This is a genomic window from Flavobacterium tyrosinilyticum (assembly GCF_023656565.1).
GTDB classification, from domain to species: Bacteria; Bacteroidota; Bacteroidia; order Flavobacteriales; family Flavobacteriaceae; genus Flavobacterium; species Flavobacterium tyrosinilyticum.
In genome coordinates this window covers 1,381,704-1,406,378 of the sequence record NZ_JAMOKG010000001.1, presented here as the reverse complement: position 1 = coordinate 1,406,378, position 24,675 = coordinate 1,381,704, and the positions used below count along the sequence as shown (strand labels likewise).

General features: G+C 32.5%; 19 protein-coding genes. 5 read left to right on the top strand and 14 right to left on the bottom strand.

From position 1 onward, the window contains the following. Positions 1-261: 261 nt before the first annotated feature. From NCC77_RS06220 to NCC77_RS06175, 10 genes are all read right to left on the bottom strand, one after another. Positions 262-1,182 (bottom strand): hypothetical protein, encoded by a 921-nt coding sequence (locus NCC77_RS06220; protein WP_250834812.1) that lies wholly within the window; start codon positions 1,180-1,182, stop codon positions 262-264. A 565-nt stretch (positions 1,183-1,747) separates the two neighbouring features. Beyond that, a protein-coding gene (locus NCC77_RS06215; RefSeq protein WP_432442304.1) for an IS1 family transposase occupies positions 1,748-2,426 on the bottom strand; the annotation gives its coding sequence in 2 pieces (ribosomal slippage) (positions 1,748-1,930 and positions 1,932-2,426; 678 coding nt in all). A gap of 455 nt (positions 2,427-2,881) precedes the next feature. Next, on the bottom strand, positions 2,882-3,376 hold the full coding sequence (locus NCC77_RS06210) for a PH domain-containing protein (RefSeq protein ID WP_250834811.1): 495 nt from the start codon (positions 3,374-3,376) through the stop codon (positions 2,882-2,884). A gap of 15 nt (positions 3,377-3,391) precedes the next feature. Beyond that, positions 3,392-3,607: a hypothetical protein gene (locus tag NCC77_RS06205; RefSeq protein ID WP_250834810.1), complete on the bottom strand. Its 216-nt coding sequence runs from the start codon at positions 3,605-3,607 to the stop codon at positions 3,392-3,394. Between the two features lie 127 nt (positions 3,608-3,734). Next, positions 3,735-4,229, bottom strand: coding sequence for a PH domain-containing protein (locus NCC77_RS06200; RefSeq protein ID WP_490019313.1), 495 nt, complete (start codon positions 4,227-4,229; stop codon positions 3,735-3,737). A 16-nt stretch (positions 4,230-4,245) separates the two neighbouring features. Continuing rightward, the gene (locus tag NCC77_RS06195) at positions 4,246-10,629 is read right to left on the bottom strand and encodes an FG-GAP-like repeat-containing protein (RefSeq protein WP_250834808.1); all 6,384 of its coding nucleotides are present in this window, start codon (positions 10,627-10,629) and stop codon (positions 4,246-4,248) included. Between the two features lie 6 nt (positions 10,630-10,635). Then, a complete protein-coding gene (locus tag NCC77_RS06190; RefSeq protein ID WP_250834807.1) occupies positions 10,636-11,082 on the bottom strand; it encodes a T9SS type A sorting domain-containing protein in 447 nt (148 codons plus the stop codon). Positions 11,083-11,227: 145 nt separating this feature from the next. Then, the gene (gene glmS / locus NCC77_RS06185; RefSeq protein ID WP_250834806.1) at positions 11,228-13,078 is read right to left on the bottom strand and encodes a glutamine--fructose-6-phosphate transaminase (isomerizing); all 1,851 of its coding nucleotides are present in this window, start codon (positions 13,076-13,078) and stop codon (positions 11,228-11,230) included. Between the two features lie 9 nt (positions 13,079-13,087). Further along, positions 13,088-14,719 (bottom strand): BamH family beta-barrel-assembly machinery protein, encoded by a 1,632-nt coding sequence (gene bamH / locus NCC77_RS06180; RefSeq protein WP_250834805.1) that lies wholly within the window; start codon positions 14,717-14,719, stop codon positions 13,088-13,090. Positions 14,720-14,740: 21 nt separating this feature from the next. Then, positions 14,741-15,547, bottom strand: a complete 807-nt coding sequence (locus tag NCC77_RS06175) for a glycogen/starch synthase (protein WP_095930313.1) — start codon at positions 15,545-15,547, stop codon at positions 14,741-14,743. 106 nt (positions 15,548-15,653) lie between these two features. Here NCC77_RS06175 and panC point away from each other — a divergent pair, with 106 nt between their 5' ends. The 4 genes from panC (at position 15,654) to radA (ending at position 19,585) form a co-directional block, all read left to right on the top strand. Further along, the gene (gene panC / locus NCC77_RS06170; RefSeq protein ID WP_250834804.1) at positions 15,654-16,502 is read left to right on the top strand and encodes a pantoate--beta-alanine ligase; all 849 of its coding nucleotides are present in this window, start codon (positions 15,654-15,656) and stop codon (positions 16,500-16,502) included. A gap of 14 nt (positions 16,503-16,516) precedes the next feature. After that, positions 16,517-16,867 carry an aspartate 1-decarboxylase gene (gene panD, locus NCC77_RS06165; protein WP_008465481.1) on the top strand — a complete coding sequence of 117 codons (351 nt, stop codon included), beginning with the start codon at positions 16,517-16,519 and terminating at the stop codon, positions 16,865-16,867. 202 nt (positions 16,868-17,069) lie between these two features. Further along, a complete protein-coding gene (locus NCC77_RS06160) occupies positions 17,070-18,224 on the top strand; it encodes an alpha/beta hydrolase (RefSeq protein ID WP_250834803.1) in 1,155 nt (384 codons plus the stop codon). Continuing rightward, positions 18,224-19,585 (top strand): DNA repair protein RadA, encoded by a 1,362-nt coding sequence (gene radA, locus NCC77_RS06155; RefSeq protein WP_250834802.1) that lies wholly within the window; start codon positions 18,224-18,226, stop codon positions 19,583-19,585. Before NCC77_RS06160 ends, radA begins: the two co-directional genes overlap by 1 nt. Positions 19,586-19,670: 85 nt before the next feature. Here the strand turns inward: radA and NCC77_RS06150 are convergent, their stop codons facing one another. Further along, positions 19,671-20,156: a DUF6252 domain-containing protein gene (locus tag NCC77_RS06150; protein WP_250834801.1), complete on the bottom strand. Its 486-nt coding sequence runs from the start codon at positions 20,154-20,156 to the stop codon at positions 19,671-19,673. Between the two features lie 255 nt (positions 20,157-20,411). Here NCC77_RS06150 and NCC77_RS06145 point away from each other — a divergent pair, with 255 nt between their 5' ends. Next, the gene (locus NCC77_RS06145; RefSeq protein ID WP_250834800.1) at positions 20,412-22,376 is read left to right on the top strand and encodes a transglycosylase domain-containing protein; all 1,965 of its coding nucleotides are present in this window, start codon (positions 20,412-20,414) and stop codon (positions 22,374-22,376) included. Positions 22,377-22,671: 295 nt separating this feature from the next. Here the strand turns inward: NCC77_RS06145 and NCC77_RS06140 are convergent, their stop codons facing one another. The 3 genes from NCC77_RS06140 to NCC77_RS06135 all read right to left on the bottom strand — a co-directional run bounded on the left by NCC77_RS06140 (position 22,672) and on the right by NCC77_RS06135 (position 24,503). Then, positions 22,672-23,709: an aldo/keto reductase gene (locus NCC77_RS06140; RefSeq protein WP_250834799.1), complete on the bottom strand. Its 1,038-nt coding sequence runs from the start codon at positions 23,707-23,709 to the stop codon at positions 22,672-22,674. Between the two features lie 256 nt (positions 23,710-23,965). After that, positions 23,966-24,214, bottom strand: a complete 249-nt coding sequence (locus tag NCC77_RS23035) for a type II toxin-antitoxin system RelE/ParE family toxin (RefSeq protein ID WP_432442303.1) — start codon at positions 24,212-24,214, stop codon at positions 23,966-23,968. A 37-nt stretch (positions 24,215-24,251) separates the two neighbouring features. Further along, the gene (locus tag NCC77_RS06135; protein WP_250834798.1) at positions 24,252-24,503 is read right to left on the bottom strand and encodes a hypothetical protein; all 252 of its coding nucleotides are present in this window, start codon (positions 24,501-24,503) and stop codon (positions 24,252-24,254) included. Between the last annotated feature and the right edge of the window lie 172 nt (positions 24,504-24,675).

Here is a 24,675-nt window from a genome sequence, read left to right as displayed (position 1 = left end):
AAATATTTTAATATACATAAAAAAACGTTAAATAAAATCAATATTTACTATCAAATCATACAATATTTTAACTATTTATTAATTCAATTTATTGTAATAAAAACAAATAAAATGACAAGAAAAACCAATATACTATGCATACATATAAATTTTAATCAAAAAACTGAAAATTTCATAAAAATACATGTGCCCAAAAAAATTATTGACAATAAAAAAAAGCGAGACCTAAATCTCGCTTTTTTAACATATTTATACTTTCAATTACTTTGACTCTACTTTTTCTAATCGTTTATTCAAGTCTATAATCTGCTTGTTTTGCTCAATAATATACAAAGTCATTTCTTCGATTTTCTGTAAAAGCTTGGCATTCATTTCCCCAAGATTAATTCCGTTTTTCAAAACTTCTTCTTCATTTGGAATGTTTTCTAAATGCCCTTTTTCCGTAATTTGCTTTTCTACTTCTTCTAAAGTTGGCAAAACATACTCTTTTTTAAATACAAAATCTGACCAGTCTTGCATATCTACTTTTACTTCCTGCGAGTGAATCGTTCCTTTTACATCTAATTTATTTTTTGGATTTAATTCTCCAATACCAACGTTACCGTTTCCTAGAATTCTCATTTTTTCCACTTGATGATGCAAATAAGATTCTTTAGTAAAAAACTGCAATCCATAAGTATTATATCCTGCGTTCAGCGTAATTGTTCTTATTGAAGTTCCAAAATCATCAAGATCACCCGCTTTAATAGAATGCGCGATCATAACTGAAGATTCATTATCTACATTAGCAGAGTTTCTAACAAGTATACTACCACCGCTAATCTCTAATTTTGCCAATGGATTATTTGTTCCAATACCAACATTACCTCCATACCTTAGATTAATTATCGTATTATTTCCAAGCTCATTTATATAAAGTGGTAATGCAGCGTGAGATTGTATCCAACTATATGCTGAGTTCCCTCCTAATTTCAGGTTCGTTCCATTAGTAGTCTCTATTGTCAACCCTCCTATAGCCGACTGATCATCAGGAACTCTGAAGCGGCTACCCCCCAAAACATCCAATTTAACCTGAGGGTTTAAAACTCCGAGGCCTACATTACCTGTTGGATCAAAATTATTTTGTGCAAAATTGACACATACATTAAGTAAAAAGAGCAATAAAATTAATTTCTTCATCATTAAAAATTTCCTTTGAATTGTTTATTATTTTTTGATTTTCTATTTCTATTTTGTTAGTCAATTTGTTTTGCTCAATCATATAAAGCGTTAATTCTTCTATTTTTCTGCAATAATTTACCATTCATTTCTCCCAAATTGATTTCCATTTTTAAAAACTTCTTCTTCATTTGAAATGTTTTCCAAATGCCTTTTTTCAGTAATGCCTCTCGTATTTGTTCTAAAATGTCAAAAACTTACTCTTTAAAAAAACAAAATCAGTTCCGCGCTTTTTAACAGCTTTTACTTTACTAGTAAAAAGCATTTTTTACAAAATTATATTTTTTTTAAAGTAAAATCTTTCAAATTTATAAAAAAACAACAAATAGCAATGTATTTTATATTATTTTTCTTATTTATTTAAACAAGATTAATCGATTGTGTAATTCTTAGAAAACAATTTAGGGGGATTAGATTATTCTGCATGGCTAGGAATTCACGTCCATCATTTTCTATATGACCTAATATCCAAAATGAAAATTTTTCACATTCAATAATATAAGAATCTTTAGAGATGGAAGTTTGGCTTTTAAGACCAAAAATAAATTTTCAAAATAGAAATTAAAACTATCAAACTTTTGCTAAAACAAATCGTTCTTCGATTCAATCTTTTAAGATGAATTCTTAATGTGAGATTCTGTCTTTCGATATGGTTTGTACCGAAACGTTTTACAGAATGGTTTTTTGAATCAATCAAGTATTTATAATTTTTTTAATTTGTCTGTAAATATCTTTTTAGCTGCTGATAATTTTAAAGTATCGAGAACCCGGCTTAATGTTTTATTGGTGCGTTTACCTACATTAAAACTTACTATTTTCTTTGAATTTTTTTCAAGTGCATACACGAGCCAAATAAAATTTAGTTTGTGTCTGACATATATACGCATTTCATCGACTTCATAGCTTTTGCCTATACTAATAATAGGTTGATTAATATTTTTAGCAATTGATACTATTCGTTTTAACAACGTAGTGGTTGAGATTCTTAATATTCTTGAAGTACTTCTAATTCCCAATCCTTCTTTTGTGAATTGAATAATGTTTTTATCAGTATCAGGCTTATAGGCTTGATAAACATAGTTTTCGACTTTTGTTCTTTTACACCGTTTACAAATATATCTTTGATTGCCTGATTTTGTTTTGCCATATTTTATCATACACATAATTTCACCAACACATCTGAAACACGAACCCATACTTAAAGTCATTTTATCCCAATTTGAGACATTAAATAATAAAAAACCAACTTAGCCTTTTTCCTATTTACTTATTTACTATTTAAACAATTCATTAAAAACCTGATAACCAATAGTTATCTTTTTAAAACATAACTACCAACACATTTGATACATTACCACGTAACCATACTGATTGAAGTTTTGGGTATTGGTTATGTCTTGTTTTTCTGTAGTGGCTATTGCAAAATTTACATTTTATTTTCATGACCTAATGTGAAACACTATAATACAATAAAAGCATTTTAAGGTTTTTTAAAGCTCAAAAAATAGAAGAATCAATCAGCAGGTTATTCCTCTGTTATCCAAATTATTAAATTCCATACTGTTTTTCAGTTGATTAAATCACCATATTACAAAAACACCTAATCTGATACACTACCGTTTTTGGTATTGGTTATATCTTTTCACCTAAAATATCTTTTGCATCATTTATTTATCATGGGGTAAAACACTTTTTCAGTTGTTGTCTTAATATCTGGAAAATTGTTCTGTAGAATTTTATCAATTTTATTAGAACATAGAGAAGTAATTACAAAACTCGAACCATCCAAAAAATTAATTTTCACATAATAGTAATTACTATGTGCTAAACCAGGTGCCACTGTACCCCTTGTTCCCCCAGTATAAATTACAATTTCACATATATCATCAATCGTACATTCTAAAATACTATTTTTAACTTTTTTAATTATAGCTTTTTTAGTTAATTCAAAAACAATCCCATTATTTTCCATTAAATAATTGCAATGCAAAAATACTGTAGGCAAAAAAAACATTAAAAAGTATGGTATAAGTAAAAAAAACATCAGTTTTAAATCATCCATAGATGTGCATAGTATTACAAAAGAATAAATTATTGACATTACTATTAAATCTGTTAATGCTTTTAACTGGCTTAAAAAATTAATTTTTATTTCCATAATATTTGTTTTGATTTATCTAACAAAATTACCGCTATTTAAAGCGTTAAAGAAATGGTTATAACTTCCTTTTACTTGTGGAGCAACTATATCGTAAGAATATTCGATTCCTTGAAAACCAGCTCCAATAACAACTCCCGCTAAAACCCCATATGGGCCTGCCAAAGATCCACCGATTCCCCACTGGCCAATTACATAGGCAACGCCCCATGACGCTGTTGTACCAGTCATTCTATAAGCATAAGTACCTTTAGAAATTCCTCCCTCTTTCTCACTTTTATTAACTTTGATAGTATGAGCTGGGTTGTTGTAGTTTTGCTTATTGGCTATATCTTATATATCCTAAATCTTTGCTATACTAATTAATAATAGGATAAAATTCTCTTTCAACTTTCATATCAACATCTTCAAAATTCTCACTTAATATTTTATCAATTTTATTTGAACATAAGGATGTAATTATAAAATCTGATCCATCCAGAAATTTGATCTTTGCATAATAATAGCTACTGTGCGCGAGACCACCATAACCTCTATTTCGAGTTCCACCGCTATAAATTACAATCTTTTCAACATCTTGAGTATAATACTTCGAAATAACATCTTTGCTCTTCTTAATTATTTCATTTTTATTTATTTCAAAAACAACTCCCTGATTTTCTTTCAAATAATTAAGATGCAAAATTACCACAGGAAAAAAAAACATTAAAAAATAAGGACTCATGAGAAAAATTTTCAATCTCAAATCAAAAGAATTCCAACCTAAGAAAATAAATGTAAAAAATGCTAATGAAATAAAAATCAAATCGAATAACATTTTAAATTGACTCCAAAAACTCACTTTCAACTTCATAAAAAAATAAATTAAATTATCGCCCACTAAACTGAGCATTATAAGAGGCTGCATATAAATTACGAATAAAACCATTATAACTTGAACTTATTTGTGGCGCAATAATGTCATATGAATATTCAATTGCTTGAAAACCACCACCAATTATTATGGCCGCTAAAACTCCATATGGTCCACTAAATTCTGAAACAGCTGTTCCGACTGCCCATGATGTGCCAGTTCCTATCATTCTATAACTATATAATTCAGCAGATATTCCTCCATTAGCCTCTCCTTTATGAAGTTTCAAACTATTATCAGTTATTTGAGCAAGAGTTCCTAAATTACCTCCATATTTACCAACTTTTAACATATAAGGAGCCGCTTTTCCAGTTGCTTCAAGACCCGCTGTAATTATTGCAGTTGATGTTGCTACTTCATTAGTTTTTACAGCTACTTTCTCAAAATCAACAGGTCTTAGATAGGTCGAGTAGTCACTTGTAATATTATATTTTGTATTTGAATAGTTAGTTCCTGGATAAGCCCCAGTCAAACTAGCATTATTCAAACTCACATAACTACTCATATTAGGCGGAGGACCATGCTGTTTGTGACGCCCGAATATGTTATTTAGACTTATTTTGTCTTTTCTCCATCTATCCCAATTCTTCAAATTAAAATTTTTGTTAAGCCATCTGTCTATTCCATAATCTTTACCAAATTGTTCAATATCCCAAGAACTTCCTGTTTGGTCTCCAGGTCCAATACCTATTCCACAACCTTTACAGTCTCCACCTCCACCTTGAGACACATTACCACTCGGATCTATATACAACAATGGGTTATTATACACGTAACCATACTGATTGAAGTTTTGGGTATTTGTTATATCTTGTATATAATTGTCTGTCTGTAAGAATCTGTGCAGCATTGGATCGTACAAACGAGCATTCATATTAATCAATCCTACACTTTGCAGGTGTTCATGACCTGTATAACCGCGATCTAAAACTGTTAATCCCGCAAGCGCAGTTCCTGCTCCATTTTCCACTTTAATAATAGCCCCCCAAGCATCAAACAAACGTTTTTCTACAGTATTGGCATTGGCATCTGTAACTGCCAAAATAGTCCCCTGATAATCGCGATGTAAATATAAATAATCTGCAGTAGTAAGCCCATTACTTTTTAGTGCTACTGGTGCGGAATATCCATCGCCGCCTATATAGGTAACAAATTCGGCAGTACCTGTTTTTATATTTTCTTTAATCTCCATGGTGCCATCTGCGGCATAATGTTTACGCAAAGGCCTTAGTGCTTCATCTTCCATGCTTCCGTAAAACATAGTACTGCGCTGGTTATACTCATTATAAGTAAAACTTATTTTATCTATAGTGCTTTCTGTAATTTGGAGCGGGCTTTTAAAAGCGTTATAGGTAACATCTAATTTCCTTTCTGTGCTTTGTGCGCCTTCTTTAAAACTGCCTTCTCTATTGGCATAATATCCATACGCTTCTGGCGTAAGAGAAATAGACGTATTTTGATACGGTTTTGTTGAAGTTCCGTATTCATAAGTTCCTAAAGAGTTGCTTTTTATTTTACCAGAAGACTCATAATTTTGTGTTTCCTGAGTTCCTAATTTATTGGTAAATTCTACAAGTCGGTCCAATTCATCATACTTAAACTTTTCGGTATAATTATTAAATATACTATTGGTACGATTCTCTAAATTATCTGTTTTAAAATCGAATTTAGTATTCAATGTCAAAACATTCCCTTGATTGTTTGCCTTATCGTATTTTATTTTTTCTATATAACCATTGGTATCATACTCGTTGGTATTTATTATACCATTGCCTAAAACACTTTCTTTAATTTGTCCTTTTGCGGTTAATGTGTTGGTTTGCCAAAGCACTTTTTTGGTATTATTGTCTACAATTTGGTACAATGCCCCATTTTTATATTCTCTCTTTATGGCTACTGTACTTCTTTTAGAACCTAATTGTGCCTCTTTGGTTTCGGTGCTTATTCTTCCTAATTCGTCATAAGAAAATGCGGTTGTAAACTTCGTAACTCCTGTTTTGTCCTCTTCTATTTTTAGAAGCCTTTTAAAAACATCGTCGTAAGTGTAGGTTGTAATAATTTTATTGGTTCCTACTGGCTGTTTTTTATCTGTAAAAGTAGTTTTAGAAAGCAGTTTGGTCAACGAATTATATTCGTAAACCGTTTCGGTATCTGTTCCAGAACCCGTAACTGTTTTTTTGATCGGCTTACCATTTTCGTCACGAGTTATTGTGGTCACGACTTCTCCGTTTTTACTGGTTTCTACTTCCAGCTCTCCAAAATCATTGTTTTTATACGTATATACACCCGCTGATGGATCTGTCATACTTGTTTTGCGTCCCCAGCCGTCTTGTTCAATAGTAATTTTTACTCCGTTATAATCGGTCTGTTTTAGATTTCCGTTTGCATAATAATCATACTTAATTGTTCCGCCAGTTGTTTCTGCAGTCGAAATCAGGTTTCCAATAGCATTTTTGGTAAAGCTTTTTGTTTTCTGTCCATCAACAATTGTTGATGTCAATCCATTGTACAAAGCTGTAATTGTTCTTGAAGTAAACGACTTGCTTTGTTCTGGTCTGCTATAAATATCAAATTTAGTTTCGTTCCATTGAGACGCATTCGATCCAAAATAAGGCTCACTTGTTTTATAATTTCTATCGAAAATATCATACATAAAAGACACAGAAGTAAAATTGCCATTTAAATCTTTTTGAGATGTTTTAATTTTTCTGCCTAGATCATCAAATGTTTCCTCGGTTGCACTTCCGTCTAATGCATCTGTAGTAACAGAAACAATTGTGTTTTCTGCATTTCTGGTATACTTATAGCTTATTATTTTATTTAGTTTTTCATTTTTTACTGTTAATCTTTTAAACCATGAATCGTAGGTATAAGATGTAGCAAGATTGTATGGGTTGGTTTCAGATTTTAATGTTCCATTAGTATTGTATTCAAATTGCGTTGCAAGCTTTTCTGAATCCGTAATTTTTGTCAAAAATCGACCTGAAATATCATAACTATAAGTTGTTTCTCTTGGTGTAAGGCCAACAGCCGATATTTTTTTATTTATAATATTTCCGAAACTATCATAATTGTTATTCTCTGTAATATAATTGGTATTGGTTCCTTTTCTTTTAACCTGGTTAAGAAGTCCATTGGCATTATAATCATATATTTCTTCTGAGCTCATTGTGCTTCCTGTAACTGAAACACTTTCTGATTTATTTGATGGTCGTCCAATAATGTAAGGCGATGATGCTGTATTATTGTAATAGGCAACGTTTGAGACGGTTGTCTGCACTGTTGAAGCACCTTCCTTTATAACAGCAGTAGAATTTATTGGATTATCGTATGCATCATATTCTGTGTTTTCCTCACTATTGGTATTAGTAAGAGTATTAAATTGCTTTGTACTTGTATTAGTCAATTTAAAAACCTTGTTAGCCAAAAGATTGTTTTGATAAGTCAAAACTGATTTTGTTATATAATCTGTAGGCGTATTTGGAGAATCATTGGCTCCTTGATTTATTTTTGCAGAAAATGTACTTCCTGCTTTTATATGTGTATTTGGTTTTAAGACAATACTTTCTGTTGCTACTAAATGATCAGATTGTGTTACTGTATAATCTGTACCTTGCCCTTTAACAATTGTTTTAGGGGTATTAGCGTATAGATTGACTATTAAAGGCTCTCTAAATCCCTGAGCATAATAATTCTCAACATTTGCCCCTCTTAAATCAATATCATTTTTCACAATATTTGAAAACATCGGGTTATTGTCATTATACCAATCTGTTTGCATTACCGAACGAAATCCCATAAATCCAAGACCTTCAGCATTAGATACAGCTCCATAATACGCAAATAATCTCTTTTTATAATTATCCTTACTCTGTTGTTCCTGTTTTGAAACCACATAAAGATTAGGATCAATAAGAATATCCAAATTGGGGTAAACGGCAATATCTTTACTAGGTTTATAAATTGGCGTATTTTGATAGGTATTGGCAAACTGCGTATTTAATGGAATATAACTAATAGATTCCTGCACTCCATTACCCGTAGTGATATTGGTTATTAAATTTTCCTTTTTGTAATCATAGCCAGAATTAAAAAAATGAATTTTATTTTGATTAAAAAATGCTATTTCTAATGTCGAATTTACTTTGTTACCAATAGTGTTCGATGCATTTAGGGATTGCGGCAAATATACCGGAAGAGCATAAATATTAATATCTGATTTTGGTCCTGTTGAACTTATTTGTGGTTCATATTTAAAATCATCGCTGGTATTTCTAAAACACTGTATAGTAATATATCCTTTTGAACTGTCAATAAAATTCAAAACTTTTATTAAGTCTGTTCTGCCATCATTATTAAAATCTGTTGCGATGTAATTATAAGTACTAGACGAGTTATTAGAACTAAAATCTACTGGATATGTTTTTTCTTCCTTTATAAAAGTGCTTCCTGTTGAAGTATATTTATACCATTGTGACGAACCGTATGCTTTTGGAATCAAAAAATCTGATTTCCCGTCTCCATTATAATCGCCAATTAAAATGGGAAATTTAGTTGTCGAATAAGGAAAAGTCGTCGAAAAAGCGTTATCAAAAGATGGGCTTCTATACAAAACAACAGGTCTATTCTCTGCATTTAAAGAATAAATAGTTAAAATACCTGTATCAAAAACAAACAAATCAGATTTTCCATCTCCATTAAAATCAGCAACTTCTGTTCTAGCAGTTACCGATAGCGCGTCAGCTAACCGTCCTATCGTTAGATAACTTTCAGTATTATCTCTTTTTAAATCAATAAAACAAACTTGTTTGCCTTCGATAAGGTTGTTTTGAGGTCTATCAATAATTAAAATATCCGTTAAACCATCACCATTAAAATCACCTGATGCTATTTTTTTTGGAAAACTATTTTTTGGAATGCTAACAACTTTATCATGTTGTTTTTTGACATAAGGAGTACCCAGATATTGAACCATACTATACACTGAAAAAGTATAATTAGAATCAGTATTTTTAGCAACAACCCAACCTTGTGGTAAAATTTTATTTTCTTCACTTAAAAATGTAGCCGGAAAAATATCTTCAAAAGCACCAACTTTATGCTCTAAGCCCATATTAAATCCTGATTCAATTCCGGCATATAACCAATACTTTGTTTTAGCTTCGGTGCCTAAGGTTGGATAAACTAAACAATCCATTTTACCATCAGCATCAAAATCTCCTGAAACAGCTGCTGCATTTAGAGATTTTACATTGCCAATATCAAGTGATGTTGTTATATCGATATATTTAATTTCCTCAGAAACCATATTATAATCAAAAACGGTCGGATTATAACTCTTTGTACCATCACCACTAATTTCTGTAATTTTATTGATACGATCAACGTTTAAGTAGGATACGCTATAATTTCTAAAACCTATTCCGTTTGTAAAGACTTTGATCTCTTTAAGTCTTTTACTTCTTATTATATTTTTTCCTCCAACATAAATATTATCAGGAACTCCTCTATCCTCATAAACAAATTTTACTTCATTTGGCTGAGAATTATTTCCAAGGGCTCCAAACTTAATTGAATCAACATATAAGGCATTATTTAACAATACATAACTATAATTAATTCGAACTCCTTGAGCGTTTTCAAAATAGAGAATTGACCATTCTAAAATTGATCTCGAATCTGTCGAATTGCCATAATATGCTTTTGATCCGTCTGGATACTCAACTAAAAAGTAAGCTGGACCATAGCTTGAACCAAAAGGTGAAACACCATAAGATGTTATTTTAAGATTTGAAAAATACTCCGTTTCGTAAACTGTTTTATCGGCTCCATAAACTCCATTCGTACCATTTTTCACTATCAATCTTTGCCCGTCAAGCGCAAATCTGTCTAATGCATTAAAATCGACAGGATCAATAACTCCATCATGAAATTTAGTCGATGGGATTCGTGTTATCGATGAAATTCCCGAAATATCCCAACCTCTGGCTATATTTCCATTAAGTCCATTTTGACTATTATAAGTAATATTTACAGAAGGCTCAATGCCATTAATTCCTTTCGGAACCTTTATAGGAACTGTATAATTTGCATTACCATTTAACGAAATAGACAAATCACCTTCTAAAATGCCAGTTTCAGCAGAACTGCCAGTCAGAGAATTTGCAGCACTAAGTAAATTGGGTGATGCCGCTGTAGTAGTAATTACATTAGAATTTTCTTCTGAGCTATCTACTCTCTTAATTATTGTAGTTTCCTCACTAATAATCCCTGACTGATTTTGCCCAAACCCCAATAAACCAACTAATAAAAACAATAGGCCAATATAAAACTTCTTCATTACGAACTACTTTTTAATGATTTTAATAGATTTTTCTCCGCCGTTTTTGTACGAAAGCAGTACCAGATAAACCCCAGTAGGATATTGCTGAAAAGGGATGCTTAAATTATTTGCAGTAGTGCTAATTTGGAAAGTTCGCAATACTTGTCCTGTCATAGAATAAACATGTACAGCAGTCACATAATTATCATGTGCCAATTCCCAATGCAAATACAGCTCTTCTCTTACTGGATTTGGGTAGTAGGAAACAACATCTTCTGGATAGAATTTTTCTAAATCATTTTCGGTTATGGCTTCTGGCTCTACAATTTCTTTTGCAGATTTAGCCAAACAATTAATGCACAATATTCTCGTAATCTGGTTTCCCGCCTGATCGTAGCTGAAGTTGAGTTTAGTTTGAGCTATTGAAAAAAAGGAGCAATGAAGAAAAATAAGGAGTAGAAATCTTTGCACGGCATATAAAATTTAAAATATTTCCTACAAACATATAAAATAATTATATTCTTACAAATTTTATCTTAATTTTAACTTTTGAGCACAAAAAAAGCGAGACCTAAATCTCGCTTTTTTAACATATTAATATTTTAAAATAGAATTTTTATTCTACTGTAACCGACTTCGCTAAGTTACGTGGTTGGTCAACATTACAACCTCTCATTACAGCAATGTAATAAGAAAGTAGTTGCAACGGAATTGTGGTAACTAATGGTGATAATGCATCTGAAGTTTCTGGAATTTCGATTACATAATCTGCCAATTCGCGTACTTGAGTATCTCCTTTTGTAACCACAGCGATAATTTTACCGCTTCTTGATTTAATTTCCTGAATGTTACTTACAATTTTATCGTAGTGCCCTTGTTTTGGAGCAATTACAATAACCGGCATAAATTCGTCAATTAAAGCAATCGGACCATGTTTCATTTCTGCAGCTGGATATCCTTCTGCGTGGATGTATGAAATCTCTTTTAATTTTAGTGCACCTTCTAAAGCAACAGGGAAATTATATCCTCTACCTAAATAAAGACAGTTTGGTGAATCCTTAAAGGCAGCAGCAATTTCTTTTGCTTTATCATTAGTTTCTAATGCTTCAGCTACTTTCTCAGGAATAATTTCTAATTCTTGAAGATACGTATGAAAATCTGTGTTTGACAATGTTCCTTTCGCTTTTCCTAAACGTAAAGCAATCATCGTTAAAACAGTGATCTGAGTAGTAAATGCTTTTGTAGAAGCTACTCCAATTTCTGGTCCTGCGTGCGTGTAAGCGCCTGCATGACTTTCTCTAGAAATAGAAGATCCCACTACGTTACAAACTCCAAATACAAATGCTCCGTTTTCTTTAGCCAATTTAATAGCCGCCATAGTATCTGCAGTTTCACCAGATTGTGAAATAGCGATAACTACATCGTCTTTGTTGATGATTGGGTTTCTGTATCTAAACTCAGAAGCATATTCAACCTCTACAGGAATACGGGTAAATTCCTCAAAGATATATTCTGCCACTAAACCTGCATGCCATGAAGTTCCGCACGCTACGATTAAAATACGTTTTGCGTTTAAGAATTTCTCTAAATTATCTTCAACACCAGCCATTTGAACAATTCCTTCATTGGCATGAAGCCTTCCTCTGTATGTATCTTTAATTACACTTGGCTGCTCGTAGATTTCTTTCAACATGAAATGATCATATCCTCCTTTTTCAATCTGCTCCAAATTCATTTGAAGTTCTTGAATATAAGGATCCACTAAAGAGTCATCTTGGATTTTTCTAATTTTAATTGGCTTATGCAATCTAATATTTGCCATTTCGCCATCTTCTAAATAAACGGCATTAGAAGTATATTCAATAAATGGTGAAGCATCAGAAGCAATAAAATATTCTCCTTCTCCAACACCAATTGCCAACGGACTTCCTAATCTAGCCGCAACAAGTTCATTCGGATTTTTTTTGTCAAAAACAGCAATTGCATAGGCACCCACAACTTGGTTTAATGCAACTTGAACAGCTTTACCCAATTTAAGATTTTCGTTCTTTTGAACTTCTTCGATCAAATTAACTAAAACTTCAGTATCTGTATCTGACTTAAAAGTATAACCTCTTTTGATAAGCTCCTCTTTTAAAGGCGCATAATTCTCTATAATTCCGTTATGAATAATTGCTAAATCACCAGAATTAGAAAGATGAGGATGAGAATTCACATCATTTGGAACCCCGTGCGTTGCCCAACGTGTGTGTCCAATTCCAATATTACCGTTTATTGTAAAACCTTCATCGGCTTTAGCTTCAAGATCTGAAACTTTACCTTTTGTTTTGCAAACTTTAATGCCCGATTCGTTGTCATACAACATAACGCCGGCACTATCATATCCTCTGTACTCCAGACGCTTTAATCCCTTTATTACAATAGGATAAGCCTCTCGATGACCGATATATCCAACAATTCCACACATATATATTTATTAATTTGGTTTCGTATAGTACACCTCAAGCTTCAATCTTTTATCTTCTGGAATAGAAGCTTTTGCTCCATATATGATTGTCCCAAGAGGATTTAACAATGATGTTCTAGGCACTACTGGAGTAATAGCATTTTTCTCCTTAAGCGCATTAAATGCAACTGTAGTTGGACTTAGAGAAACAACCAAGCCTAAATCAACATTTTTAACCGTCGCATCTTTTACTAAATTACGAATATGGCTCGTGATTCTAATCTTATAGCTTTTTCCTCTTTTATCAGTACCTTTACTAATTACTCCACCATAAGCAGATACAGCATCTGTAGAGTAATCTGCCAAAATGGTATTATCTGTTAAATTGTACAAATACACTCTATTTGGCTCTTGCGCACCAGCCATTTTATCAGCATCGATATAGAATACTAAATTAGCTTCGTTTACTTTCCAATTCTTAATAACGACATTACTTCTAATTTCATCCAATTGGTCAGCAACTCCATTTGCTCCATTTACTACCGCGCCATTAGAATCATAACTTAAAACATCTGTTGGATTAAAAAGTTTTATAACTGCCAAAGAGCCTACTCCACCTTTTAAATACAGCCTTTCATCTCCATCTGTTTTATTTACATTTGTTGTTATAGCACTTTGATAGTCTGCATTTCTAGTATCTTGTAGAAAATTAGCCGTGGTTGTAAAAGTACCTTTCAAGTTCAAAAGAATCTCCTTGTCTTCGGTAGCTTCAGGATCATCTGTAGTTGAGCTAGTTTTTGCTTTGTATTTAATTGTAATAACCCCTTTAGAAAAATCCATCAGTGCCAAATTACTCGGATTAGATCCCGATTTCTCAACATTAAAGTACAAACCTCTAAAATATTCTTGAAAAACATCTTCTGCAGCAAGCTTTGAAGCATCTGCATTTAATATCCTATCTTGAAAAAACTGCTTGTTAAGCTGCAGTGTCATTTGAGGTGCTTTTCTTGTAGTTGTCTTTGCTCCTTTATCATCAGTTGTTTCGATTCTGATTTCATTCGCATCAAAAAAGAATTGATCATCTTTAAAAGTTCCATCTGTCGCTTTTTCATCATTTAAGCGATTTCCCAATTTATTGTTGAAAAAATCAGTGTTTTGATCTGTATAATAAAACTGTGGCAACTGGGTACCTCCACTTAAATAACTGCTTCTCATCTGGATTCCAGACTCATAAACACTTAATTTAATTTTTCCATTTTTGTCTCCATAAATAGAATCTAATACATAAGTGGTATTTCCTTCATTATCTGTAGTTGTTGCATGGTTGAAATATGGAATTTCAAGCACAACACTTTCAATTACAGGAGAATCCCCAACTTTTATAGGATAACTAGAAAGTCCGACCTGAGTTACAAAATTTGCCGTAGTGCTTGCAAAAAGCGGATTGTCTAAAATACCAAGAGCATTTGGCGTCATGGTATTGGACTGAATAGGGGTAACTTCTTGATTAAATGCTACAACATCGTATTTTTCAGCCTCAAGTCCAAAATGATCATCTCCAATCAAACCATCACCAATCGCATTAAAATCTTTGTCACAAGAATATAGAAAAACAGCCATTACAGCCAAAAGAGCTTTCTTAATAAAAGAAGTTTTATACATGTCAAAAAATAAAATTAAAATTTAAAGTCCAAATGTTCTATAGAAATTTGTATAAGCGTCAGCAAATGCATCTTTCGTGGCGAAAGGTAAAAAAGGTTTTCCTGAAGATTCTATAAATTTTGTTAAACTTGGAGAAACATTTTCCGACGCAATGATTACACCATCTGAATGTAATATACTAGCTTTTAAAACATTCTCATAATTTGGCACTTCCAAATCTGACACTGCTTCATGAGGAACACCATCAAACTTAACTTTATTTATCATTTCTAAATCTAAGTTCTCATCAAATGACTGCCCATAAACAGAAGTAATAATTTTCGTTTCAGAAAATAGGGCTTCGTGTTTATAATAATGCTTCATATAAATTGGTAGCATTGCCGCAAGCCAACCGTGAACATGTATGATATCTGGAACCCAGTTTAATTTTTTCACAGTCTCCACAACGCCTTTTGCAAAGAAAATTGCTCTTTCGTCATTATCTGGATATAAAGCGCCCTCTTCATCTGTAAAAGTGGCTTTACGTTTGAAATATTCATCGTTATCAATAAAATAAACCTGGATTCTTTCTTTCGGAATGGAAGCTACTTTAATAATCAACGGCATATCTAAGTCATTCACTACCAAATTCATCCCTGAAAGTCTAATCACTTCATGCAATTGGTGTCTTCTCTCATTGATATTTCCATATCTTGGCATGAAAATTCTTATCTGGCCACCTTGGTCATTAATCATTTTCGGAACGTCATAAGACATTAAAGAAACCTCATTTTCAGCCAAGTAAGGCACGACTTCAGATGATACATATAATATCCTCTTATCTTTCATAATAGTATTTTACTTAATTTTGGTAATAAAAACGTCGCAAAATTACAAAAATTTATGCAGTTTATAACTAATATATTATGTTTGCATAAATTTTAATAATACCTCAATGCATATTTTCTACAGTAAAGCAGCCTTGATAGCTTATCTAAAAACTATCAAAACCGCAAATTCTACTATCGGATTTGTACCCACAATGGGCGCTTTACACCAAGGACATTTGGCTTTAATGCAACGTTCGTTAAAAGAAAACAACGATACAGTAGTAAGTATTTTTGTCAACCCAACTCAATTTAACAACGCCGAAGATTTAGCAAAATATCCTAGGACACTAGAAGAAGATGTTAAGAAAATGCGTACATTAAGCGATAAAATTATTTTATACGCACCTTCAGTCGAAGATATTTACGAAGGAAATACCGTTTCTCAGACTTTTGATTTTGACGGATTGGAAAACCAGATGGAAGGAAAATTCAGACCTGGTCATTTTAATGGTGTTGGAACAATTGTAAAACGCCTTTTTGAAATCGTAACTCCAACAAATGCTTATTTTGGAGAAAAAGATTTTCAGCAGCTTCAAATTGTAAAAAAATTAGTTGAAAAAACTGACTTACCAGTAAACATCGTCGGTTGTCCCATTTTTAGAGAAGAAAATGAGCTTGCAATGAGTTCAAGAAACGAACGTCTAACTCCGCAAGAAAGAAAAGACGCTTCTATTATCTACAAAGTTTTGAACGAGGCAAAAGAGATTTTCCAAAATCACTCTCCGCAAGAAACAATCGAATTTGTAGAAAATTCTTTCAAAGACAACAAAGAGTTCGAACTGGAGTATTTTGTTATTGCTGACGAATCTACACTTTTGTCTATCGATAAGAAAGAGAATGATAAAAAATATCGCGCATTTATAGCGGTATTTGTTAATTCTATAAGACTGATTGACACCATTTCATTAAATTAATCTAACTTTGCAGCATGCAAATTCAAGTTATAAAATCAAAAATTCATCGAGTTAAAGTAACTGGAGCCGATTTAAATTACATTGGAAGTATTACTATTGATGAAACTCTACTAGAGGCTTCAAACATTATTGAAGGCGAAAAAGTATCTATTGTTAACATTAATAATGGCGAGCGTTTTGAGACTTACGCTATTAAAGGTGAAAAAAATTCAGGAGAAATTACTTTAAATGGTCCTGCAGCTAGAAAAGTGCAAAAAGATGATATCATCATTATCATTTCTTATGCTACTTTGGATTTTGAAGAGGCCAAAACCTTCAAACCATGGATTATTTTCCCGAATGAAAACGACAATTCTTTAACCTAAGATTTTCTTTTTCTTACCGAATTCCCCTACTTTGTCAAAAGTCAATTTTGAACAAAAAAACTTTCTTTTGTCTTAATCTAAAATGATTTTGACGCTAAAATACTGTGCTTCAAATTTTAACCTCATTAACAAAGAAGCAAATAAAATAGTATATTGCTACACTATTTTCAATACTTTTTAATTTACTGAAATGCCACAAATCATGAAAAAAGTTTACCTACTATTTTTATTAATTTCGTTTTCGTCGTTTGCCCAAAAAACGTTCGACAACATTAAATCGGAAAAACTCGGAGAAGAGCGCAGAATTACAATTGGACTTCCCGCTTCTTACGAAACCAACAAAGACAAAAAATATCCTGTTCTTTATTTATTGGATGGAGATTACTTATTTGATCCTTTTTCTGGAGCCGTAAGTTATGGAACTTATTGGGATGATATTCCAGAAATGATCATTATCGGAATTCATCAAAACAAAGATGAAGAACGTTATGACGACACAACAATTGACCAAAACGAAGGTCTTCCTTTTGAAAAAGGAGCAAAATTTTTTGAATTTATTGGAGCAGAATTAATTCCTTATATCGAAAAAAAATACCGCACTTCGCCTTTCAGACTTATTGCAGGTCATGATGTAACAGCAAGTTTTGCTAATTTTTATTTATATAAAGAAATTCCGCTTTTTAATGCCTATATCTGTTTAAGTCCAGAACTTGCCCCAAAAATGGAAGTGCGCATTGCAGAGAAATTTGCTAAAATAAAAAGCCCTGTCTTTTATTACCTTTCTGCAGGAGAAGGCGATATTAAAAAAATTAAAGAGCCAATAGAAAAATTAAACAGCAATATTAAAATCGCCAATAATCCGTTAGTGAATTATAAATATGATGTATTTAAAGGCGCAACACATTATACAGAAGTATTGCATTCTATACCAAGTGCATTATACCAGATTTTTGAAGTATACCGTCCTATAAATTCTGCCGAATACAACGACAAAATTGCGGTTCTTCAAGAAGGTTATGCAGAATATTTAGAAAAAAAATATGCTACAATGTCTGAAGCTTTAGGAGTTCAAATTCCAGTTCGAATGAGCGATTTTAAAGTAGTAGAAAATCTTATTTTAAAAAGAAATGCTTACAGCGAACTAGGGAAAATGGCTGAAATAGGAAATGCAAATTACCCTAAAGCCATGTTGGGAGAATATGAATTAGGTTTGATGTACGAAAAAATGGGCGATCCTAAACATGCTTCGAAAAAATACCAAAACGCTTCACAAATGGAGCCAATTGGTGATTTGAACAAAGACTTGATGTATGAGAAAATTGACGAAATGAATACACTTGCTAAAAAAAGTAAATAATGTCAAAAGTTAAAACTTCCTTTTTCTGCCAAAACTGCGGAACCCAATATGCCAAATGGCAAGGGCAATGCAACGCGTGCAAAGAATGGAATACGATTGCCGAAGAAATCATTCAAAAACAAGATAAGGTCGCTTGGAAAAGTGAACCTACTCCAATAAGCAAAGCACCAAAACCTTTAAAAATTAACGAAATTGATTCTACTCAGGAAGTTCGAATGGACACTACTGATAGCGAATTGAATCGTGTTTTAGGCGGCGGACTTGTTCCTGGATCTTTGACTCTTTTGGGCGGTGAGCCCGGCATCGGAAAAAGTACACTTTTACTTCAAGTATCATTAAAGTTACCGTATAAAACATTATATGTTTCTGGAGAAGAAAGTCAGAAACAAATTAAAATGCGTGCCGAAAGAATAACGCCAAATAGCGATAACTGCTATATTTTAACGGAAACCAAAACGCAGAATATTTTTAAACAAATTGAAACCATTCAACCTGAAGTGGTCATAATCGACTCCATTCAGACTTTACATACCGATTATATCGAATCGACTGCGGGAAGTATTTCTCAGATTCGTGAAACCACAGCAGAATTGATAAAATTTGCTAAAGAAAGCAATATTCCTGTAATTTTGATTGGACATATTACAAAAGATGGAAATATCGCTGGACCAAAAATCCTAGAACACATGGTTGATACTGTGCTCCAATTTGAAGGCGACAGAAATCATATTTATCGAATTTTGCGTTCGCTTAAAAACCGTTTTGGCTCTACATCAGAACTAGGAATTTATGAAATGTTGGGAAGCGGATTGCGAGAAGTTAGCAATCCTTCAGAAATCCTGATTTCTCATAAAGACGAAGAATTATCCGGAACTGCAATTGCGACAACTTTAGAAGGTATGCGTCCGTTGATGATCGAAATACAATCTTTGGTGAGTACCGCTGTTTATGGAACACCACAAAGAAGTACAACAGGTTACAACGCAAAAAGGCTAAACATGATTTTGGCTGTTTTAGAAAAAAGAGCTGGATTTCGCTTAGGCGCAAAAGACGTTTTCCTGAATGTTACTGGCGGAATTTCTGTAGATGATCCTGCAATTGATTTGGCCGTTGTGGCTGCGATTTTATCTTCAAACGAAGATATTCCTGTTGGAAAAGGGTTCTGTTTTGCTGGCGAAGTTGGACTTTCTGGCGAAATTCGTCCTGTTAATCGCGTTGATCAACGCATTCAGGAAGCTGAAAAACTAGGTTTCGATACTATTTTTGTTTCTAAATACAACAAAATTGCTTTAAAAAATACCGGAATTAAGATTGAGCTTGTAGCAAAAATTGAAGATGTTGCAAGTATCCTTTTTGGATAATTTTCAGGGTATCAATATAAAAAATCCTGCTCGTGAGTATGATATACCTCATTTGCAGGATTTATTTATAGCATTTTTTAAATTCTTACCATTTTATAATTCTAAAACTTCCTTCAGTAACTGTAAATGTTTTTCCTTTTGAAGTTCCTGAAAAATTAAAAGTCCCTTCAATTTTTTTATCATCATTGGTAGTGATATTTATAGTTCCAGATGTAGCCTCGGTATTGTTTATTTCTGGCATAAAACTAAAAGTAGCCTGATAAGTAGTTGTAAGATTTGACAAATCATAAACTATTGGATGATTTCCTGTCGTAATATTTAAAGGAGCCCATAAAGAGATTTTTTTATACGTGTCATCACTTCCCGTGCTTCCCATTATATTTACACTTCCTGAAGTAATTAAAGCAGGTTCAGAAAACGTATATTCTTTTTCATTATACTTAAATTTCATAAATCCTTCCTGACTGCTCGGAGTATCTGTATCATCAGACGAATTATCACTACTGCATGAAGACAATACTAATGCACCAATTGCAAAAGACAAAAACATAATTTTCTTTAAAATTTTCATTTTACTATTTTTTAATATTTAATTCGACAAATATATAAGATAAATACTATAAAATATTACGGTATTCCGTAAATTGAAAAAAAAACTGCACTGACAAACTTAAATCACTCGGCAAAAAATACATTTACTTAATTTTACACAAGCCCTTTACATGCGTCACTCAAAAATTAAAAGAAAAATTGTACATGCTTATAATTTTAAATTTAAATTTATCCTAGATTTGAAAACTGAATAATTTCGACGCAAACTAATTTTATGAATTTTCCAAAACAAAAAATATACAAAGCATTAAAAATACTAGGAATAGTAATCGTAGTGCTTTGCATCGGACTTTACTATTTTCGTGATTCCCTTTTAAAACAAGCCATTGCAAAAGTTACCCACAAAATGGCTGTTCAATACCAAAGTAACTTTTCTGTACAATCGGCTTCATTTGATGGTTTATCGACTATAAAATTGACTGATGTTGTTTTGGCTCCAATAAATGCTGATACCCTTGTCAAAATTAAAAATGTCGAAACCAGCATCAGTTTAAGTAATTTATTAATTGGAGATGTTCAAGTTGGAACTTTAAAAGTAGACAATGGATATATTCAATTAGTAAAAAAAGGCAAAAAACGAAATTTTGATGCTTTTCTAAAAAGAGATCGAGAAGAAACCGATTCAAATGAAAAACGTAAATACGCTGCTTTTGCTTACAGAATCATTTCGAAAGTATTGAATTTGGTTCCGACCGATATGGATTTGAAAAATTTCAAATTCAAAATTGACGATAACGGAAAACAAACCAATATTGCTGTAGATAAACTCGTTTTAAGCAACAAACAGCTCGAAACCAATCTTCATGTCCAAGCAAAAGATTTTGATCAACGCTGGAATATTAAAGGATTTGCTGATCCGAGAAATAAAAAGGCCGATATTCGCTTTTTCAACTTAGATACTGGCGCTATTCGCGTTCCGTATTTAGATCAGCGTTATAACTTAAAAGCCAGTTTTGATTCTATTCGCCTAAATGTTCAAAACATAGACAAAAGCGGCAGCGAACTCCATATAGACGGTTACACTTCTATTGCCAATCTTAAAATCAATCATCCAAAAATCGCTAGCAAAGATGTGGTTATAAAAAATGCGCGTTTTGATTACCGATTTTTATTAGGCGATAGCTTTATTTCTATCGACAGCACTTCGAGCATGCAGTTGAATAAAATCAAAGTTCGTCCTTACATTTCTTACGATACCGAAAAAGACACGATTTATACTTTGAAAATGGATATTCCGAAAATGAAAGCGCAAGATTTTATCGTTTCGCTTCCTGACGGTTTATTCACCCATTTCCAAGGAATGCAGGCCACTGGAAATTTCGATTACAAATTAGATTTCAAATTCAATAAAAACAAACCCAATACGCTTGTTTTTGATAGTAAGCTTAACAAAGAAGATTTACAAATCACTAAATATGGCGAAGCCGATTTAAATAAACTAAACGGCGAGTTTGTTTATCGTGCCATTATTCAGAATGTGTTGCAAAGACCTATTTTAGTCGGAAATGCAAATCCGAATTATACGCCTTTGGACCAAATTTCTCCTTATCTAAGAAAATCTGTTCTAACGACAGAAGATCCTTCTTTCTTCTCGCATCGCGGATTCATAAACGAAGCGTTCAAACAATCGATTCTTAAAAACATTCGAACTAAGAAATTCTCTCGCGGTGCCAGCACAATCAGCATGCAGTTAATTAAGAATGTCTTTTTAACTCGTGAAAAGACGCTTTCGCGAAAGCTTGAAGAAATCCTTCTAGTTTACATTTTAGAAAACAACCGAATTGTAAGCAAAGAAAGAATGCTAGAAGTGTATTTCAATATTATTGAATGGGGACCAAATGTGTACGGAATTGGAGAAGCAAGTCATTTCTATTTTCAAAAAAGTCCTTCGGCTTTAAATGTTGACGAATGTTTGTATTTGGCAACTATTATTCCGAAACCAAGAAAATTCATGTATCAGTTTAACGATGAAGGTAACTTGAAAGATTATGCTATTAAAAACCAAAAATTCCTAAAGAACTTAATGTTTAGAAGAGGGCTTTTAGTTCCAGAAGACACAATCGGATTATTGCCTGTTTACATTTCAGGAAATGCGCGTTCTTTAATCAAAATTAAAGTTCCAGATTCTACAGCAATCAAAAAAGATTCTTTGGCTGTTGATGATGAATTTGATTTATAGTTTTTTTTCTGCCACGAAGGCGGTAAGACACAAAGTTTTTTTGTTTTTAATCTCGCAAAGACGCAGAGTCGCAAAGTTTTTCAATAGCCCCTAGCTTAAGCTAGGGGGAAAAAAATCGAAATAGAAAAGGGCTTTAGCCAAACTAGTAAAGTTTGGCTAAAGCCCTTTGATTTGCATTTATCTTCTCATCCAGCTAAAGCTGGACGCTATTGAGCTTAAAAAAAAACTTTGCGACTCTGCGTCTTTGCGAGATTAAAAAACTTCGTGCCTTAGCGCCTTCGTGGCAAAAAAAAACTTATGGCGCAGGATCTGGAATTATAGCCTGAACCGCATCAATTTCTGCTAAGATTTGTTTAGAAAGAACCACATCAATAGTATCAATGTTTTCTTTTAATTGTTCCGTAGTTGTCGCTCCGATAATAGCGCTTGTCAAAAACGGCTGTTGCAAAACAAATCCCATTGCCAATTGCGTTAACGTTAAACCATGTTTTTTAGCGATTTCCAGATACAATTTAGTCGCTTCAGTACATTGGTCACTATTGTAACGTTTATATTGCGGAAAAAGATTAATTCTCGCTTTCGGATGACTTTCTCCAGTTAAAAATTTTCCAGTCAAAACTCCAAATGCTAAAGGCGAATATCCTAATAAGCCAACATTTTCATATTTTGAAACTTCTGCAGAATTCACTTCAAACAAACGGTTCAATAAAGAATACGGATTTTGAACGGTTTTGATTCTTGGCAGATTGTTGTATTTGCTTTCTTCCAAAAGACGCATCATTCCCCAAGCATTTTCATTAGAAACCCCAATGTGCTTGATTTTACCTTCTTTGATTAATCCATCGAAAGTTTCTAAGATTTCTCTAAAGTTATCTTCCCAAACATCATCATGTCCGTGAAAAGCGCGCTGTCCGAAATTATTCGTTTTTCTTTCTGGCCAGTGCATTTGGTACAAATCGATATAATCAGTTTGGAGTCTTTTCAAACTGTTTTCAACTGCATACTTAATACTTGCCGGAGAAAAATCCAATTTCTCACGCATATATCCAAAATTCGGATTCGGACCTGCAATTTTAGATGCTAAAACCACTTTGTCTCTATTTCCTGATTTTTTAAACCAAGTCCCAATAATTTTTTCTGTGCTTCCGTAAGTCGCTTCACTCGCCGGAACCGAATACATTTCGGCAGTATCAAAGAAATTAACTCCTCTTTCAAGAGCATAATCCATTTGTTCGTGTCCTTCTGCTTCTGTATTCTGCTGCCCGAAAGTCATTGTTCCAAGGCATATTTTACTAACTTTTATATCGGTGTTGGGTAATGTAGTGTATTTCATTTTTTTCTTAAAGGTTCAAAGTTGCAAAGAGACAAAGTTACAAAGGGATTTTTCAAATTAGGATTTGAAAAAGGTTAAAAAAACTACAAGTTTTTTTTGATCTCTCCTGCAAGGTTTCCAAAACCTTGTAGGTGTTTCTTTTATTACAAACAAACCTAAACCTATACCTACAAGGTTATGAAAACCTTGCAGGAAATAAAAAGGCTCAAAGTTTTTTACTTTGAGCCTTTGCATCTTTGTCACTTTGAACCTAAGTTCATTTTAAGCCTTTTAATGGATTTTGAAATGTGTTGAAAATTCTAACAATAAAAACAGAATCTTCTTTGATTTTATATAGAATTTTAAAATTTCTAACCACAATTCTACGGCAATCTATTCTATATTCATCGAATTGAAATTGCTCGGCAAAAATGATATTATTCGCACTATTAAATAATTCGTCTCTAACTTTTAATGCTGTTTCTTTCGAATATTTACTCTTAAATTCAAAATAAATTTCCTTCAAATCTAATTTTGCATGCTCTTACCAAAAAACTGTTGGTTTATTCATTATCCCAATCTTTCATTTCTTTTGACAAATTTTGACTTGAGATTATGCGATTGTATTTAATATCCTCTAAACCTTCTTCTACTTTATTATGATAATCAATTAATGTCACAGGATTTCCTTTCGCATCATACGAAACCACTTCATTTAAATAATTATCAAAAACTGAAGAAACAATTCGCAGAACTCTTTCATCAGCCAAATCCAATTGATTTTTTATTTTCTCTTTTAATTCAGGAAGCCCCATAGTTTAATCTTTTTGAAATCCAAAGTTACGAAAATAATAAAACAGAAATCCCAATTTAAAAAATCCAAATTCCAAATCTAACGTTTAAACTAAAAGGTTTTCAAAGCCTTAGAGGTGTATTTCTTCTCCAAACAAACGAGCTAAACCTACAAGGTTTTAAAAACCTTGCAGG